General features: G+C 35.4%; 14 protein-coding genes and 1 other RNA gene. 11 read left to right on the top strand and 4 right to left on the bottom strand.

Annotated elements, in window-relative coordinates; genetic code table 11:
* Positions 1-172: 172 nt before the first annotated feature.
* Complete coding sequence (locus AB4865_RS07980; RefSeq protein WP_372472752.1) at positions 173-2,533, top strand: TonB-dependent receptor domain-containing protein; 2,361 nt, start codon at positions 173-175, stop codon at positions 2,531-2,533.
* 88 nt (positions 2,534-2,621) lie between these two features.
* Here the strand turns inward: AB4865_RS07980 and rlmB are convergent, their stop codons facing one another.
* From rlmB to fabD, 3 genes are all read right to left on the bottom strand, one after another.
* Positions 2,622-3,365: a 23S rRNA (guanosine(2251)-2'-O)-methyltransferase RlmB gene (rlmB, locus tag AB4865_RS07985; protein WP_372472753.1), complete on the bottom strand. Its 744-nt coding sequence runs from the start codon at positions 3,363-3,365 to the stop codon at positions 2,622-2,624.
* Between the two features lie 7 nt (positions 3,366-3,372).
* Positions 3,373-4,029, bottom strand: coding sequence for a DNA alkylation repair protein (locus AB4865_RS07990; RefSeq protein ID WP_372472754.1), 657 nt, complete (start codon positions 4,027-4,029; stop codon positions 3,373-3,375).
* Between the two features lie 77 nt (positions 4,030-4,106).
* A complete protein-coding gene (fabD, locus tag AB4865_RS07995) occupies positions 4,107-4,979 on the bottom strand; it encodes an ACP S-malonyltransferase (RefSeq protein ID WP_372472755.1) in 873 nt (290 codons plus the stop codon).
* A 110-nt stretch (positions 4,980-5,089) separates the two neighbouring features.
* On the opposite strand from fabD, the gene AB4865_RS08000 reads away from it, so the two are divergent.
* The 6 genes from AB4865_RS08000 (at position 5,090) to AB4865_RS08025 (ending at position 11,609) form a co-directional block, all read left to right on the top strand.
* Positions 5,090-6,898, top strand: a complete 1,809-nt coding sequence (locus AB4865_RS08000; RefSeq protein ID WP_372472756.1) for a chloride channel protein — start codon at positions 5,090-5,092, stop codon at positions 6,896-6,898.
* Between the two features lies 1 nt (position 6,899).
* On the top strand, positions 6,900-7,412 hold the full coding sequence (locus AB4865_RS08005) for a shikimate kinase (RefSeq protein ID WP_372472757.1): 513 nt from the start codon (positions 6,900-6,902) through the stop codon (positions 7,410-7,412).
* Between the two features lie 6 nt (positions 7,413-7,418).
* Positions 7,419-8,027 (top strand): trimeric intracellular cation channel family protein, encoded by a 609-nt coding sequence (locus AB4865_RS08010; RefSeq protein ID WP_372472758.1) that lies wholly within the window; start codon positions 7,419-7,421, stop codon positions 8,025-8,027.
* A gap of 81 nt (positions 8,028-8,108) precedes the next feature.
* Positions 8,109-9,704, top strand: a complete 1,596-nt coding sequence (locus tag AB4865_RS08015) for a PglZ domain-containing protein (protein ID WP_372472759.1) — start codon at positions 8,109-8,111, stop codon at positions 9,702-9,704.
* 292 nt (positions 9,705-9,996) lie between these two features.
* On the top strand, positions 9,997-10,407 hold the full coding sequence (tsaE, locus tag AB4865_RS08020) for a tRNA (adenosine(37)-N6)-threonylcarbamoyltransferase complex ATPase subunit type 1 TsaE (RefSeq protein ID WP_372472760.1): 411 nt from the start codon (positions 9,997-9,999) through the stop codon (positions 10,405-10,407).
* Between the two features lie 2 nt (positions 10,408-10,409).
* The gene (locus AB4865_RS08025; RefSeq protein ID WP_372472761.1) at positions 10,410-11,609 is read left to right on the top strand and encodes an alanine dehydrogenase; all 1,200 of its coding nucleotides are present in this window, start codon (positions 10,410-10,412) and stop codon (positions 11,607-11,609) included.
* Between the two features lie 193 nt (positions 11,610-11,802).
* Here the strand turns inward: AB4865_RS08025 and AB4865_RS08030 are convergent, their stop codons facing one another.
* The gene (locus AB4865_RS08030) at positions 11,803-12,876 is read right to left on the bottom strand and encodes a glutaminyl-peptide cyclotransferase (RefSeq protein ID WP_372472762.1); all 1,074 of its coding nucleotides are present in this window, start codon (positions 12,874-12,876) and stop codon (positions 11,803-11,805) included.
* A gap of 89 nt (positions 12,877-12,965) precedes the next feature.
* On the opposite strand from AB4865_RS08030, the gene ffs reads away from it, so the two are divergent.
* The 4 genes from ffs (at position 12,966) to AB4865_RS08050 (ending at position 18,522) form a co-directional block, all read left to right on the top strand.
* Positions 12,966-13,064: signal recognition particle sRNA small type (gene ffs, locus AB4865_RS08035), an RNA gene on the top strand.
* Between the two features lie 286 nt (positions 13,065-13,350).
* Positions 13,351-16,323, top strand: a complete 2,973-nt coding sequence (locus AB4865_RS08040) for an Eco57I restriction-modification methylase domain-containing protein (protein WP_372472763.1) — start codon at positions 13,351-13,353, stop codon at positions 16,321-16,323.
* 318 nt (positions 16,324-16,641) lie between these two features.
* On the top strand, positions 16,642-17,736 hold the full coding sequence (locus tag AB4865_RS08045; protein ID WP_372472764.1) for a Nif3-like dinuclear metal center hexameric protein: 1,095 nt from the start codon (positions 16,642-16,644) through the stop codon (positions 17,734-17,736).
* A gap of 6 nt (positions 17,737-17,742) precedes the next feature.
* On the top strand, positions 17,743-18,522 hold the full coding sequence (locus AB4865_RS08050; RefSeq protein ID WP_372472765.1) for a zinc ribbon domain-containing protein: 780 nt from the start codon (positions 17,743-17,745) through the stop codon (positions 18,520-18,522).
* The last annotated feature ends 56 nt before the right edge of the window (positions 18,523-18,578 follow it).

The raw sequence follows: 18,578 nt of genomic DNA on the forward strand, positions 1-18,578 counted from the left end.
TTTTCGGATAGCTTTTTTTTTGTTTCTAAATATAAAAATTAGTCTTGTCTAATTTTTATGTATGATGTTTTGGAAATTAAATAAAGATTATTATTTTTGCATATCTAATTTTAATTTTAAAAAGTATATTTATTTTTATTTAGTTAAACAAAATAGAAAAAACATTTAGTTTATGATGAAAAAATTATTAAGTACGGTATTTGTAGTATCTTCTATTTGTGTAAATGCACAAACAGGAAATATCAAAGGAGTTATCAACTCGTCTGAAGGAGTATTACAAGGGGTAACCATTAGCCTAAAAGGAAGTATGGTTAAAGTAAAAACCAACAACAAAGGAGTTTTTGAACTAAAAGACATTCCAGTAGGCGAACAAACGATTATGGTAAGTTTGGAAGGTTATAAATCAGATAATCAGATAATTAATGTTTCTGAAAACGAAACGGCTAATGTAGTTTTAGAACTTATACAAGATTATTTAGAACTCGACAATATTGTGATTACCGCTACAAGAAGCGAAGTTCCTGTATATAAATCGCCAGTAATTGTAAGTCGTATCAACAGCAAAACATTTGAGACTACCCAATCGCTAGCGTTGTCAGAAGGGCTAAACTTTACTCCAGGATTGCGTTTGGAGACCAATTGTCAAAATTGTGGATTTACTCAAGTTCGTATGAATGGATTAGAAGGTCCTTATTCACAAGTACTTATCAACAGTCGTCCGATTTTTTCTGCCTTGATGGGAGTTTATGGTTTAGATATGTTGCCAACGGGTATGATAGATCGTGTAGAAGTAGTAAGAGGCGGTGGATCGGCTCTTTATGGGGGTAATGCAATAGCTGGTACTATAAATATTATTACAAAGGACCCTATGAGCAATAGTTTTTCTATAGGAACCAATTACTCGTTTGCTAATTATAAAACACCAGATCGTACGCTTAATGTAAACGGAAGCATTGTAAGCGAAGATTATAATAAAGGAATGAGCTTTTATGCCTATAACAGAGATAGAAAGCCTTGGGATGCTAATGGCGATGATTTCTCTGAAATGACGCAATTGCAAAATAGTACTTTTGGATTCGATGCTTTTTGGAATACTTCGAAATTGAGTAAATTAAAAATAAATGCTTTCAATATAAATGAATTTAGAAGAGGTGGAAATAAATTTGATTTACCTCCTCATCAAACCGATATTACAGAACAGCTAGATCATAAAATATTGGGAGGTGCCGTTTCTTTTGAAAAATATTCACAAGATTTAAAACACAAATATTCTATTTACACCTCAGCACAGACCGCAAAAAGAAAAAGCTATTACGGAGGTAGCGGTCGTATATTAGCGGAAGGTGACGCCGTTTCAGAAGAGGATTTGTTGGCTATCAATGCTTATGGAAAATCGAAAGATTTGTCTCTTGTAGGAGGTGCTCAATATTCTTATGATTTCAACGAAAAATTCTTCTTGTTGTCAGGAACAGAATATCAGTACAACGATGTGAAAGATCAAATGCCAGGGTACAATAGGCTTATAGATCAACAAGTGGGTACACTAGGCGTGTATTCACAATTAGAAATAAAACCTACTGAAAAACTAAATTTCCTATTGGGTGCTCGTTACGATCATGTAAATATAAACGGAATTTACAATTTGGATGTAGAGTCTTTTAAGGATAAAAAGAAACTCAATGTGTTTGTACCAAGACTAACTGCTATGTATGCAATAACAGACAATCTGAAAGCAAGAGCTTCTTATTCGCAAGGATATAGAGCTCCACAAGCATTTGATGAAGATTTGCATATAGAAACAGTGGGAGGATCTGCTTCTTTTACAAAACTTTCTCAAGATTTGAAGACAGAAAAATCTAATTCTATAAACGCCTCATTGAACTATACCCAGCCATTTGGAAATACTCAAGCAAACATAGTTTTGGAAGGATTTTATACTAAATTAAACGATGTCTTTATTACAGCAGATGCTTACGAAACACCTAGTGGAATTTCTGTACTTACCAAAAGAAATGGTGCAGGAGCTAAAGTAATGGGAGCAAATATAGAAGCAAATCTAGCTTTTTCAGGAAAATTAAATCTTCAATTAGGAGGTACATTACAAAAAGCTGTCTATACACAAGATGAGGAAATATGGGCTTCGGAAGATGGTACAGAAGTAATTACTACTAAAAATATGTTGCGTACTCCTAAACTATACGGATACTACACTGTAAATTACAATCCTGTAGCAACTCTTACACTTTCTCTTTCAGGAGTGTATACAGGAAAAATGGATGTGCCGCATGTAATTGATGCTGATTCGGAAAAAACGGTTGTAAAAAATACCCCTTCTTTCTTTGAGCAGAATTTGAAATTAGCTTACGATTTTGATATTAAAGACAATTGTATTCAAGTCTATACAGGGGTGCAAAATATATTCAATTCGTACCAAAAAGATTTTGATAGAGGAGCTTTGAGAGACGCAGGGTATATATATGGACCTAGCCGACCACAGACTTTCTTTATCGGAGCAAAATATACATTGAAATAAATCATTTCAAAAAAACAAGCTAATTACTTTTATAAGTTGAATTTAAGTTGAAAAAAACGAGGTTGCTATTATAACAACCTCGTTTTTTTTAATCATTAATTGTTGAAAATCTTTGCCTAATAGCTTCATACAAAAACGCACCACAAGCAACAGAAACATTTAATGAAGAAATCACCCCGTACATTGGCAATTTTGCTTTTTTATCAGCAATTTTCAGAACAGAAGGATTTACCCCTTTGTCTTCAGACCCCATGATGATTGCAATCGGTACTTTTAAATCCAAATCATATAAATGATTATCAGTCTTTTCGGTAGCGGCAATGGTTGTTATCCCCGAACCTTGTAAATAAAATACGGCATCTTTGATATGATCTACTTTGCAAATAGGAATGTTGTAAATAGCACCTGCTGAGGTTTTTACAGTATCTCCATTTACAGGGGCTGCTCCTTGTTTTTGCACGATGATGCCATCAACTCCAGTACATTCTGCTGTACGTATGATTGCACCAAAATTTCGAGCATCTGACAATTGGTCTAATATCAAAAACAGTGGATTGTCTTTCTTTTCCAAAGTACTTTCAACCAAGGTTTCTATGTCAACAAATTCAACAGGAGAAATACTTGCAACAGCCCCTTGATGATTTTGTTTGGTTAGTTTGTTTAGTTTTTCAATAGGTACATAGCTAAAGTTGATATTGTGCGATTTCATTGTTTTAAACAATTCTTGCATCAAATCACTTTTTATTTCCTTTTGAATAAAAACTTTGTCAATATTTTTTCCTGCCAAAATGGCTTCGATGATGGCTCTGATTCCAAATATTTGATGTTCCATAGAATTTTTATAGGTATTTAGTAGCTTCTCTGATACTCAGATTGCTTAGTTCATTTTTGTATTTTTCCACAAAATTTCTTACCCAATCAGGGTTTGTTTTGCTATAATCTCTCAATGACCAACCGATGGCTTTGTTTATAAAAAACTCTTTTTGTCCCAAATTGTTTAGTATAATCGTCTTTAGAAGAGACGTATTGGTGTCGCTTTTTCTCAATAATTGATGGTCGATGGCAATGCGTCGCAGCCAAAAATTTTCGTCCAAACTCCATTCAATCATTAGATTTTCTATTTCTGGATTTCTCAAAACGATATCACCAATCACACGGTCAAAAACATCGATGCTATCCCACCACGATTTTTGCAAAGCCAGATTTTTCAAAGCAGGAATATCCTGAGGGGTCAATCGTTTTTTTATACTCTTTAGGTATTCAAGAGCAACATATTGTAATTCTCTATGTGGGTTTTCCCAACATTTATGTACAAAATCCCATTGAATTTCCTTTTCTTTTTTCAATTGTGAAAGAATTTCTTTAGACGCCTCTTTTCTGATAGGAGATTTGATACCGTAAAAAGAAAAAAGGTTTTTCATATATGCACTCATTCCTTGAGCTTCCACGGGGTTTGCCAACGATTGAAATATCTGATTGAGTTGTTCGTAGTACATTGAGGGAATTATTAGTTAATGCTAAAAACGGTTTCAAAAAATATGAAACCGTTTTTTATGAAAGTTTATTGTTAAAATTACAATTTTACTGTTTCTACTGTCTTATCAATTTTGTTGATTAATCCAATCAAAACTTTACCAGGGCCTACTTCAGAAAAAGAAGTTGCACCATCAGCAATCATTTGACGAACCGATTGCGTCCATTTTACAGGAGCAGTCAATTGAGTGATCAAGTTTTTCTTGATTTCCGTAGGGTCAGTAATAGCGGTAGCTGTAACATTTTGATAAACTGGACAGATTGGAGCGTTGAAAGTAGTGTTTTCGATAGCTTTTGCCAATTCTTCTCTTGCAGGTTCCATCATAGGCGAGTGGAAACCACCGCTTACAGGCAATATCAAGGCACGTTTTGCACCAGCTTCTTTTAGTAATTCGCAGGCTTTTTCTACAGCTTTCGTTTCACCAGAAATTACCAATTGACCAGGGCAGTTGTAGTTGGCAGCAACTACCGTTCCTTCTACTTTTTCGCAGATATCTTCAACAATAGCGTCTTCTAAATTCAAAACAGCTGCCATAGTCGATGGAGTGATTTCACAAGCTTTTTGCATAGCCATTGCTCTTTGAGAAACCAATTTCAATCCGTCTTCAAATGACAATACACCACTTGCTACCAAGGCAGAAAACTCACCTAAAGAGTGTCCAGCTACCATATCAGGAGTAAAGTTTTCTATAGTTTTAGCTTGTATTACAGAGTGTAAAAATACAGCTGGTTGAGTAACTTTTGTTTGTTTTAGTTCTTCGTCAGTACCCTCAAACATGATTTTTTTGATGTCAAACCCTAAGATTTCGTTGGCACTGTCAAACAATTGTTTAGCAATTTCATAATTTTCATATAAATCTTTTCCCATTCCGGAAAATTGTGCTCCTTGTCCAGGAAATACTAATGCTTTCATTTGTATTATTTTTTGTGCAAATGTAAGGATTTTATATTGATTTTTTTTCAGTAATTTTATCGAAATTTGCTGAATAAAACTTACTTTGTAATTTTGTAAAAAAAAAAAAATTGAAAACAACCAAACAACGCTGGAAACACACATTCTTGAAAATACTTCGCAATGTAGAGGGGATTTTGTATTTGCTGAAAAATGTTTTATCAGAGCGACAGTTTATTTATGTGTGTTGTGTGTTGGTGGGAATTTCTTCTTCATTGGCTGTGATTTTCTTGAAGAGTTTCGCTCATTTTGTATATGAATTGACTACCAAAATCGATGCAATTTATCATTTGCCGTTTAGTAACAGTATTTTTCCCGTGATTGGTATTTTGCTTACCGTGTGGGTAGTACAAAAAATACTGAATGGGAAAATCGAAAAAGGAGCAGGGCAGATACTCATTGCGGTTGCCAAAAAATCGGGCATTATGCCCAAAAAACAAATGTATGCCCAAATCATCACTTCCTCTCTGACTGTAGGTATGGGAGGTTCTGCGGGATTGGAGTCACCGATTACGATTACTGGAGCTGCCTTTGGTTCCAACTTTGCACAAGAATATCGATTGTCGTATAAAAATCGTACGCTCTTATTGGCTTGTGGAGTGGCTGCTGGTATCGCCGCCGCCTTCAACGCACCCATTGCAGGAGTACTGTTTGCTATCGAGGTAGTGTTGGCAGATATGAGTGTTTCGGCATTTATTCCTCTGATGATTTCATCGGCTACAGGTGCTATTGTTTCGGCTATTACCTTGAAAGATAATATTTTACTATCTTTCAAGCAACAGTTATCATTTGATTATACCAACACACATTATTATATATTACTGGGTATTTTAGCAGGTTTTTTTGCCGTTTATCACGCCCGAACTTTTAGAAAAGTAGAAGATATTTTAGCCAAAAAAGCATGGTCGCCGTACAAAAAAGCCTTGTTAGGTGCTTCGATATTGGCGGTTATGATTTTTATTTTTCCACCCTTGTTTGGTGAGGGATACGAGAGCATCAAATTGTTGGCAGAAGACAAAGGAAGTTATGTTTTGGAAAATACCATTGTTTCAAGATTTAGTGATAATGCGTGGGGTGTTTGGAGCTTTGTATTGCTTACATTCTTTGTAAAATGTATCGCCACAGGTCTGACTTTGGGTTCGGGAGGAAATGGAGGAAACTTTGCCCCGTCCTTGTTCGTAGGTTCGTATTTGGGCTATGGAGTTGCAAAATTTATCGAATTGTTGGGGTTGAAAAACCTTCCGATTGAAAATTTTACCATTGTAGGTATGGCGGGCGTTCTCAGTGGATTGTTTCACGCTCCCTTGACGGCGATTTTCTTGATTGCAGAGATTACAGGTGGATACGGTTTGATGGTGCCACTTTTGATTGTTTCATCCTTGAGTTTTTCTATTTCAAAGAGATACGATAAATATTCGATGGATATTTATCACATTGCAGACAAGGGGATTGTTTTCACCTCAGACAAAGACCAAAATATTTTGAGTAAAATCGAAATGCAGCATTTGGTAGTTTCGGTCAATACATTGCATTACAACCAATCGTTTATGGATGTACAAGAGATTTTTAAAAATAACACTCAAACGGTTATTCCGATTGTAAACGATGAAAATCAATATGTAGGAGTCATCGATTATCAAAAGGTAAAAAACATACTTTTTGACAATTTTGAAATAAAATACCAAAAAATCACGAATTATTTAGAGCAAATTCCTTCGATTACGACCAAATCTTCGGCAAGTTATGCTTTGAGAGTGATGGAACAACATGAGAAAGATTTTGTCATCATCACCCAACAACAAAAAGTAGAAGGTATTGTTTACAAGAAAAAAATCATGAAAAAATACCGTGAAAATCTAATCAATTTGAGAATTGAATAACATGAGTCAAAAAATCATACTTACGGGATATATGGGGGTAGGTAAATCTACCATTGGCAGACATTTGGCAGCGAAATTACAGTTGACTTTTATCGATTTGGATAGCTACATAGAAGAAAAATATCAATTGCCTATATCCGAAATCTTTCAAACCAAAGGAGAGATTTTCTTTAGAAAACAAGAGCATTTAGCCTTATTAGAATTAGTAGATTCTCCTCAATCGATGATTATTTCATTAGGCGGAGGCACCCCTTGTTATGCAAACAATCATTTGTTGTTACAAAGAGAGGATGTAGCGTCTTTTTATTTAAAATCAAATGTAAAAGAGTTGGTAAAAAGATTGCAAAAATCAAAAAAAAAACGTCCTTTGTTGCAATCTGTTGATGATTTGTACAGCTTTGTTGGACCTCATTTGTTGGAGAGAAATTACTTTTATAGTTTTGCCAAACACACGGTAAATGCTGATAGACCCATACCAGTAATTGTGGACGAATTGTTTCATTTTTTACAATAATTATACATGGACATTTTTTATATTGTAGATCTTATTGGAGTTTTTGTTTTTGCTATTTCTGGGGCATTGGCTGCTCGTGATAAAAAACTGGATTTGTTTGGTATTTTTATCATAGCCTTTGTTACAGGATTGGGTGGTGGCACTTTGCGAGATGTGATGTTGGGTCGCACACCGGTATTTTGGATGCAAGCACCTGTCTATGTTTCCATTGTATTTTTAGGATTTTTATTTGCCGTAATTTTCCGCAAAAAAAAGCATCATTTCAAAAAGCCCTTATTGGTTTTCGATACCATCGGAATTGCTTTTTTTACCATCATCGGTACCGAAATCGCCTTGTCGTTTCACTATCCTTTGCACTATACCATTGTTGTAGCCATTGGGGTTATGAGTGCGTGTTTTGGTGGGGTGATTCGAGATATTTTATGCAACGAAATTCCTATTATTTTTCATAAAGAAATTTACGCCATTCCTTGCGTATTGGGTAGTTTGATGTTTGTAGGAATTAAAGAAATTTCTTTTTTGCACGAATATACTTCCTTGATTAGCATCTTGTTTATTATCGTTTTTAGATACATTGTTATCAAAAAATCGCTCGAACTGCCAAAGATAGATTAATTCTTAATTTTCGTTAATATTATACATTTCTATCATTTTTTTTTATTTTTTTGCTAAATTAGGCTTCAAAACAGCAAAAATATGAGCAATCAAATAAAAATACTTTGGGTAGATGACGAAATCGAATTACTCAAACCCCACATTCTCTTTTTAGAAAAGAAAAAATATTCTGTACAGACGGCGTCCAACGGTATGGATGCTATCGAACTTTTTAAAAACGAAAACTTTGATATAGTCTTTTTAGACGAAAATATGCCAGGTTTGAGTGGTTTGGAAACACTTTCTGAAATGAAAGAAATCAAATCGCAAGTGCCGATGATTATGATTACCAAAAGTGAGGAAGAATACATTATGGACGAAGCAATTGGTTCAAAAATTGCCGATTACCTCATTAAACCGGTCAATCCAAACCAAATTTTGTTGAGTTTAAAGAAAAATCTCGATACTTCTCGTTTGGTTTCTGAAAAAACTTCGCTCGATTATCAAAAAGAATTTCGCAATATTTCGATGGAGCTCAACAATGCTCGTACGCATCAAGAGTGGGCGGAAATATACAAAAAAATGGTGTTTTGGGAAATGCAATTAGAAGATACCAAAGATGCCAATTTGTTGGAAATTCTCGCTTCGCAAAAAGTGGAAGCCAATAATCTCTTTGGACGATTTGTGGAAAAAAATTACGAAAATTGGATCAATGACGACGACGATGCACCGCTTTTTTCTCACCAATTGTTCAAGGAATGTGTGATTCCCGAGTTGAAAAAAAATCAAAAAGTATTGTTTTTGGTGATTGACAATTTGCGTTACGACCAATGGAAAGCTCTGGAACAGACCATTACCGAATATTACAAAATAGACCAAGAAAAAATGTATTATTCCATTTTGCCAACCGCTACTCAGTATGCAAGAAATGCGATTTTCTCTGGTCTTACGCCTTTGGAAATGGAAAAGCAATATCCACAATATTGGAAAAATGATGTGGACGAAGGTGGAAAAAATCTTTTTGAAGAAGAATTTCTCTTGGGACAAATCAGCAGAAATCGATTGGATATTACCCCTAAATATATAAAAATCACCTCGTTGAAAGATGGTAAAAAGTTTGCCGTACATTTCAAATCGCACCGAGAAAAAAAATTGGTTGCTTTGGTGTACAATTTTGTAGATATGATTTCGCATGCCAAAACCGAAATGGATGTCATCAAAGAATTGGCAAATGATGACAAGGCATATCGCTCATTGACAAAGAGTTGGTTTATCAATTCGCCATTGTTTGACATTATCAAACAGGCACATTATTACGATTTTAAATTGATTTTGACTACCGACCACGGAACGATTAATTGTAAAAATCCATCGCAGGTAATCGGCGACAAACAGACAAGTCATAATTTGAGATACAAAACCGGTCGTTCACTCACTTACGAAGAAAAAGATGTTTATGTGGTAAAAGACCCTAAAAAAATACAATTACCTGCAATAAATATCAGTAGTTCGTTTATTTTTGCAAAAAATGATTTCTTTTTAGCCTATGCAAACAATTTCAATCACTATGTGGGATTGTTTAGAAATACCTATCAACACGGAGGGATTTCGCTCGAAGAAATGATTGTACCAATTGTTACATTAAGCCCAAGGAAGCAAGTGAAGCTCTCGCAGATTCCTCAGATTTACACGGAATAAATTTATGAAATAATAAAAACAAATAGAGTTTATTACTCAATTACATACTTATTATTTTAGAATAGTTAGTACACTATAGGATACATAGTACACATAGATTTTTTCAAAGGTAAAATAGACTATGTGCCCTCTGTGCCCTATATGTTTAAAATTATCTTTAAAAAATGGTAAGTGATTGTTTTTTAAAATTTATAGATACATGAAGCTAAGTAATAAACTCATATAACAAATATTACATTTGCGAAAATTAGCGTAATCTGCGAGAGGAAAAATTAGTGAAGCGAATAAAAACATGTTCAAACAACAATATAAATTAGAAGAATTACCAAAAATAGCCCAACTACTTATTGGAAATCTCAAGTATTCAGTTGTGGCATTTCACGCAGAAATGGGGTCTGGAAAAACCACCCTTATTAAAGAAATCATCAAACAATTGGGAGTGAAAGACGAAGTAAGTAGTCCTACTTTTTCCATTGTAAATTCGTATCAAAACGAAGAAGGAAAAGATATTTTTCACTTTGATATGTACCGTATCGAAGACGAAGAAGAAGCCTATGATTTTGGAATAGAAGAATATTTAGATTCGGAAAATTTGTGTTTGATCGAATGGCCAGAACGTATCGAAAGTATATTGGATTTTCCACATCATAAAGTAAGTATTGCAATCAATGAAGATTTTTCTCGCACCATAAAATTTGAATAATTATGTCAATATTATCGCCATTGGCAGAAGCCGCAGCTATCCCTTTAGAAGAGAAATTGTATGTTTCTAAAAAGAAAAAAGCACTGCACATCGGAATTCTTAAAGAGGATTTTTCGGTAGAAAAACGCGTGTGTTTATCGCCCGATGCGGTCGGCATGCTCGTAAACGCTGGACACAGAGTAAAAGTAGAATCTCAAGCAGGAGATGGAGCCAATTTTACTGATGTGGAATACAGCGAGGCAGGAGCTGAAATCGTTTTTTCTAAGGAAGAAGTGATGAAATGTCCGTTGATTTTGAAAGTAGCACCGCCTACGATTCAAGAAATTGACTTAATGACACCGAAAAGTACTTTGATTTCGGCTTTGCAAATTAAATTGCAATCGAAAGAATGGTTGCAAAAATTGGCAAAAAAGAAAATCACAGCTTTGGCTTTTGAGTTGATTCAAGACAAAACCGATGCCTATCCGTTTCTCAATTCACTCAGTGAAATTGCTGGAATTGCCTCGATTCATATTGCCAACGAATGGATGAGCAATTATCATCAAGGGAAAGGATTGCTTTTGGGAAATATCACCGGAGTTCCCTCGACAGAAATTGTGGTTTTAGGAGCAGGAACCGTGGGAGAATATGCTTGTAAAACAGCATTGGCTATGGGGATTTATCCCAAAGTTTTTGACAATTCGATTCACCGATTAAAGCGTTTGCAGAAAAATCTAGGGGTAACACTGACCACATCTACCATTCAAGAAAAACCATTGACCAAAGCCTTGCGTCGTTGCGATGTATTGATTGCAGCTGTAAATGGTGAAAATCGAGCTCAAATGATTGTAAGTGAAGAAATGGTGCAAAAAATGAAAAAAGGAGCGGTGATTATCGATGTAGCTATCGACAACGGAGGTTGTGTAGAAACTTCTGAGGTAACTTCGCATCAAAAACCAGTAATCGAAAAATACGGCGTGTTGCACTACGGCGTTCCGAATATCTCCTCGAGATATGCACGTACAGCAAGTATGGCAATAAGTAATTTGCTGTCGCCTTTTGTGTTGAACATAGCCGAAAATGGTGGTTTGGAAGATTATTTACAACACGATTATTACTTCCGTACAGGGGTTTATCTGTACCATGGGATATTGGTAAACGCCATAGTAGGGAAGTGGTTTGATACCGATTCAAAAGATTTGAATTTGTTTTTTATACAGTAAATTTTTTATCATATAGATTTTCACCACGCAGAAACAGAGACACTACGCTTATAGAGTTCATCCTGTTGAATATGAAATTATTCTAAAGGGAAAACATAGACTCTTGTGGGTAGTATAACCTATGTGAACTATGTACCTATGTGTTTTTAAAAAAAACAGGTTGCTCATTTTGAGCAACCTATTATTTTTATAATTATTTATTGATACGTACTTCAAAAATCTTATCCCAATTTTTCCCTGTAACGAAAAATGTATCCGTTGCACGATTGTACGCAATACCATTGAAAACGTCTTGGTCGATGTGGTCGTTTAGGTCTGTTTTCAACCCTTTGAAATCAATTACAGCTTCTACACGACCTGTAGTTGGGTCGATTACTCCAATCAAATCCGTACCGTAAAAGTTGGCATAAATCTTTCCATTTACCCATTCCAATTCGTTGATGGTAGGTACAGTACCTCTCTCGGTTGCGATGTACAATTCTTCTACCAATGAAAAATCTTTCGGATTGATTTTGTACAATTTGTCCGTACCGTCTGTCATATATAGATAGGTACCGTCGTTGGTCAATCCCCAACCTTCCATGTTTTTGAAATAAGGCAATGTCGCTTCTTTTTCCAAAGTTTCAGCGTTATATACATACGCCTCGTTGTTTTTGTAGGTCAACTGATAGATTTTGTTGTTCAAAACGGTAGCTCCTTCACCAAAGATTGAATCGTCCAATTCTACTTTTTTCAATACCGCACCCGTTCTTGGATCTACTTTTCTTATGCTCGATTTCCCACGTTTACCCGATGCACCTGCACCGTTTCCAGTACTTTCGATGAGATTGCCACCGTAAAATTCCAAACCTTGTGTATAGGCAGTTTGGTCGTGGTCAAAGGTGTTGATGATACCGTACGACCATATCTCAGGAGCATCTTTAGGAAGAATTTTTATTTCCAAAGACGATTCGTATGATTTTCCATCAATATATGCCAAAGATTTTAAAATTCTCGCTCCAAACTTTACATTTTCCAAAGTATAAGAATCAGGATTTGCTCCTTTTGATGAAGTAATTTTTACATCATTTAGAAAATATTGCACCGAATCGATGGTTTTATTTTCGGGTGCAATCACTTTTAAATCGATTTTTTCACCCGATTGATAACTATTTTTCAATAGAGTAGTATCAAAATTTACAATCAAGTCAGGTGTGTTTTTTTTGTCGTTACATGCTGTGAATAGGGTAGTTACACAGGCTAATGTTAGTATTTTATAGTTGTTCATTTCAGTGAAAATTATATTTATGCAATATTACTACTAAATTTTTTATTAGAAAAATATTGCTATTATAAAATTTATTCCTACATTTGCACTGGCAAGTCCTACACGACCAGCTCCTGCAGAATCCTCCAGGGTGGGAACGCAGCAAAGGTATGTGGTTGTAGCGGTGCGATGTAGGTCGCTTGCCTTTTTTTCTTTTATTCTGTTTGGTAGCCGTCTTTTTAGATGGTTATTTTTTTGCTTTTATTGTATCTTTGCAGGTGATTATTTCACGCAGATATTTTTGTTTTATCCTCGTTACGCTTACTCTGATTTTAGCATATATAACAGATATTTTCATTATTTTGAATTTTTTTATTTTTAAAATAAAAAATCTGTGGTAGTTTACGTGAGATAATATCTACAAATTGTTTTACAAAGATTATTTAATAGTCAGAAAAATCGTTTTTATAAAAAAATAGAATTACAATAAAGCTCATGTTCCAAAAAACAGTTCTCCATAAATACCTAAAAACCCAAAACGCGGACACTCTTTCTCAGCGTTGGGAAGTCTATAAACATCATTTTCATAACCCTAAAATTCAGGACAATATCCGCAATGCCAAGGAAGAACAATACCAAGAGGGCTTTCTCCGTGATTTGTTTGTAAATATCCTCGGTTATACGCTAAACCCTGCCGAAGGGTTTAACCTCACCACCGAACTCAAAAACATCAAAGACAGCAAAAAAGCTGACGGTGCCATCCTCATCGACGAAAAGGTAAAAGCCGTCATCGAACTCAAAGGTACCAATATCACTGACCTTAGCAAAATAGAAGCTCAGGCGTTTGGCTATAAGGTCAATCAGCCGGGATGTGTGTATGTGATTACTTCCAATTTTCACAAACTGAGGTTTTATGTACATGATGCCGTAGAATTTATAGAATTTGACCTGTTTACATTGACCGAAAATCAGTTCAAAACCCTGTATCTCTGTTTGGCGGTGGAAAATATCACCCAAGATATTCCATTGAAAATCAAACAAGAGTCGGTGTCAAAAGAGGAAAACATTACCCAAAAACTCTATAAAGACTATTCGCAGTTCAAACAATCGCTATTTGTCAACCTCTGTGTGCTCAATCCCGAGGTGGATGCGATGGTATTGTTTAAAAAATCGCAGAAACTATTGGATAGATTTCTGTTTTTGTTCTTTGCCGAAGACCGAGGATTACTCCCCGCCAATGCCGTACGAAAAATTCTTTCCCAATGGAAACAACTCAAAGAATTAGACGCTTACACCCCTTTGTACAATCGATTTTTGCAGTATTTTGGGTATCTCAATACGGGAAATCAAGACCGTGGCATTTTTGCCTACAACGGCGGACTCTTCAAGCCCGACGAAATCCTCGATACCGTAAAAATAGACGATGAGGTGCTCTATACCCACACCAAAAAGTTGTCCGAATACGATTTTGACAGCGAAGTAGATGTCAATATTTTGGGGCATATATTTGAAAATTCGTTAAACGAATTGGATGAAATGCAAACGATCTTGTCCACATTGTCGGTAGGGGTGAATAGCAATTCGCCTCATTATATGGGCAATTCGCCCGAAACAGAGGGCAAATTACAATTTGCCCCAACGGTTTCAAAACGCAAACGCGACGGTGTCTTTTACACCCCAAAATACATCACCAAATACATTGTCGATAATACGGTCGGCAAACTGTGTACGCAAAAGAAAACCGAACTGGGCGTCATAGACGAAGAATACATCGCTACTGCCACGAAGAAAACCAAAGAACAGCTCCTGCAAAAACTCAAAGACTACAGAGCGTGGCTGTTGGAGATTACCATCATAGACCCAGCCTGTGGTAGTGGTGCTTTTCTGAACGAGGCGTTGAACTTCCTCATTGCCGAGCATCATTATATAGATGAGTTGGAACGCAATCTCTTTGGAGGAGGTTTTGAATTTCACGAAGTTGAGAACCACATTTTGGAAAACAACCTCTTTGGGGTGGACTTAAACGAAGAATCTGTAGAGATCGCCAAGCTTTCTCTATGGTTGCGTACTGCACAACCGAACCGAAAGCTCAACGATTTAAGTAAAAATATCCAATGCGGCAACTCACTGATTGCTGACCCAGCAATTGCAGGAGACAAGGCTTTTGACTGGCAAAAAGCCTTTCCACAAGTATTTGAAAAAGGTGGCTTTGATGTGGTGATAGGAAATCCGCCGTATGTGAATATGACTCAAAATAATACAGATAGAAAATGGCTTGAATATTATATTGTTGAATATCAAAGTGTTAAAAGTGCTAATTCTAAAAATTTATATACTTTATTTAATGAAAAATCTGTTCATTTAGTTAAAGAAAATGGTTTGATTTCTTTTATTATTCCTGAAGGTTTTTTAAGAACACGAAGTTATGATGATTGTGTGAAATTTATGAATGAAAATGGTTTCATTTATAAAGCTATTTATTTTGAAGATTGGGTGTTTGCTGATGCAACAACAGGGAGTATGATTTTTGAATTTAAGAAAGATAAAAATTATGTTATTAATTTTGAAGAATTTTTATTTACAAAAGAAAGAGAAATTAAGCCTTTAATAAAAGAGGAAAACCCTATAATTGAAAAATACAATAGATGTGATTTTCCTTTGTTGTCAGATGTTGCAGATAGTTTTAAAGGAATGGCAGTTAAAGATAGAAAGAATTTTATTTTTAGTGAAAAAACATTAGAATCCCCAGATTTGTTTCTACTTGGAAACTGTATTGACAGATATTCAATTAAAAATAATTTTTTTACTAATTATGATAATCTTGTAATAACAGGAGGAACAAAGAAAAAAGAAAAATATGAAGTATTCCCAAGGATAATGGTGAGAAGAACGGGAGATTATTTATGTTGTACTTTGTTAAATGAAATTGCTTTTACTGAAAGTACATTATATTCAGTATCAATAGTTGATAAAAGTATTAATGTTTCTTATCTTTTAGCATTGATGAATTCAGAATTATTATCATATGTTGTTAAACAAAGTATGATTACTAATCAACAAGCATTTCCACAAATATTAATGACTGATTTACAGTTATTAAAAATCCCAAAAATATCAGAAGAAGACCAACAACCTTTCATCGCTCTTGCTGACCAAATGTTGTCTTTAAACAAAGATTTACATGAACTAAAAGGCAGGTTTATAAGGATGTTGCTAAGGAAATTTGAGATAGAAAAACTCTCTACCAAACTGCTAAACTGGCACGAGCTGTCTTTTGCTGCCTTTGTCAAAGAACTCGCTAAAGCCAAAATAAAACTTTCCCTCTCCGAAGAAGCCGAATGGGAGGAATACTTCCTCACGGAGCAACAAAAAGCCCAAGCCATCACCACCCAAATCACAGCCACGGATAAGGAAATTAATGAGAGGGTGTATGCGTTGTACAATGTACAATTGACAATTGATAATTGATCCCGAATGACTCGGGACAAGCAATTTAACTTCGCCAAAGTAAATGCCAGTTTGGCTCACACCTTTGGCGAAGTTTTTTATAGGGGTGCTTCTAGTTTGACAAACTATAAGCGGTGCGTAAAGTAGTTTGTCAAACTGCCTAACGATAAACTATACCTTTGATTTCTATGTGGTTCAAAAATAATATAGCCCATAGGTGTAAAATCAGCGTCAATCTCCGAAATCTACCGGAGAACTCTATAAGCAGAGTGCCTCTGTTTCTCCGTAGTAAAAAATGAAAAAAAAAACGTATTTTTGGAAAAAATAAAACGATAAAAAGTGAAACTATCTCAAATCATACCAACATTCGAGCAAATGGCTCCCACAGCCTATGCCGAAGACTTTGACAATGTGGGACTTTTGGTAGGCGATACCACACAAGAAATTACAGGAATCCTCGTGTGTCACGATGCCTTGGAAATAGTCATCGACGAGGCAATCGACAAAAAATGCAATTTGGTGGTGTGTTTTCATCCGATTATTTTTTCGGGTATGAAAAAGCTCACAGGCAAAAATTATGTAGAACGAGCGGTGCTCAAAGCCATTAAAAACGACATTGCGATTTATGCCCTCCACACAGGATTGGACAATCATCCATTGGGGGTAAACAAAATCTTGTGCAACGCTTTGGGACTCATCAACACCAAAATCTTGTGTCCTAAAAAAGAGTTTATCTACAAATTAACCACTTATTGCCCCAATGAAGCTACAAAATCCGTACAATCTGCCTTGTTTGAGGCGGGAGCAGGAGCGATAGGCAATTATTACAACTGTAGTTTTCTTTCGCAAGGCACAGGTACTTTTACAGGAAACGAAGAAACCAATCCTACCATAGGCGAACCGTTACAACCAACGGAAGTACAAGAAACGAAAATCGAAGTGGTATTTGAAAAACATTTGAAAAACAAAGTGTTGCACTCCTTGTTTCAGGCACATCCGTACGAAGAAGTGGCTTATGAGATTACTCAACTCGAAAACGAACACCAGCAAATCGGTTTGGGCATGATAGGGGAGTTGGCAACACCGATGGATGAGGTAGGCTTTTTAAAATTCGTAAAAGAAAAAACGCAAACGGGCTGTGTGCGACATTCGGGATTGCTAAACAAAAACGTGCAGAAAGTAGCCGTTTTGGGAGGCTCGGGGAGTTTTTCGATAGGAGCAGCCAAAGCACAAAAAGCCGATGTATTGATAACGGCAGATTTGAAATACCACGACTTTTTTCAAGCCGAACAGCAAATCGTTTTGGCAGATGTAGGACATTTTGAAAGCGAAAGATTTGTAAAAAATTATATTTTTGATTATCTAAAGAAAAAATTTCCTAATTTTGCAATTATTTTATCAGATAAAAACACCAATCCGGTCAATTACATATAAAGAATTATGGCAAAAAAAGCAGAAACAGTAGAAGAAACATTAAGAGCTTTGTACGATTTACAATTGATTGATTCTCGTATTGATGAAATCAGAAATATGAGAGGAGAGCTACCATTGGAAGTAGAAGATTTGAAAGACGAAGTAGCAGGATTGACTACACGTTTGGAAAAATTGAGCAATGATGTAGAGCAAATCGATTTCCAAATCAAAGCAAAGAAAAACGAAATTGATGGATTTAAAGAAGCTATCAAAAAATATACAGAACAACAAAAAGAAGTAAGCAACAACCGTGAGTTCAACGCTTTGACAAAAGAAATCGAGTTCCAAGAATTGGAAATTGAGTTGGCTGAAAAGAAAATCAAAGAAATGAAAGTGTCTATCGAGCACAAAAAAGATTTGATTACGCAAAATACTCAAAAACTAAACGATAAATCACAGCACTTGGCACACAAAGAAGCAGAATTGAACACATTGCTTTCTGAAACAGAAAAAGAAGAATCTGCTTTGATCAAAAAATCTGAGGAATTTGCTGTATTGATTCCAGAGCGTTATTTGACTGCCTATCAACGTATCAGAAGTGGTGTGAAAAACAAATTGGCTGTAGTATCTATCGATAGAAATGCTTCTGCTGGTTCGTTCTTTACCATCCCACCGCAGGTACAGTTAGAAATCGCTACTCGTAAGAAAATTATGACAGACGAGCACAGCGGACGTATCTTAGTAGATAGAGCATTGGCTTTGGAAGAAAAAGAAAAAATTGACGAAATTATCAAGAATTTGAAATAATTTTCAATAGTTAATGTCTGAAAAATCAAACAATTGTCATTTTTTTATAGGATGAT

It is taken from the genome of Capnocytophaga sp. ARDL2 (assembly GCF_041530365.1).
GTDB lineage: Bacteria > Bacteroidota > Bacteroidia > Flavobacteriales > Flavobacteriaceae > Flavobacterium.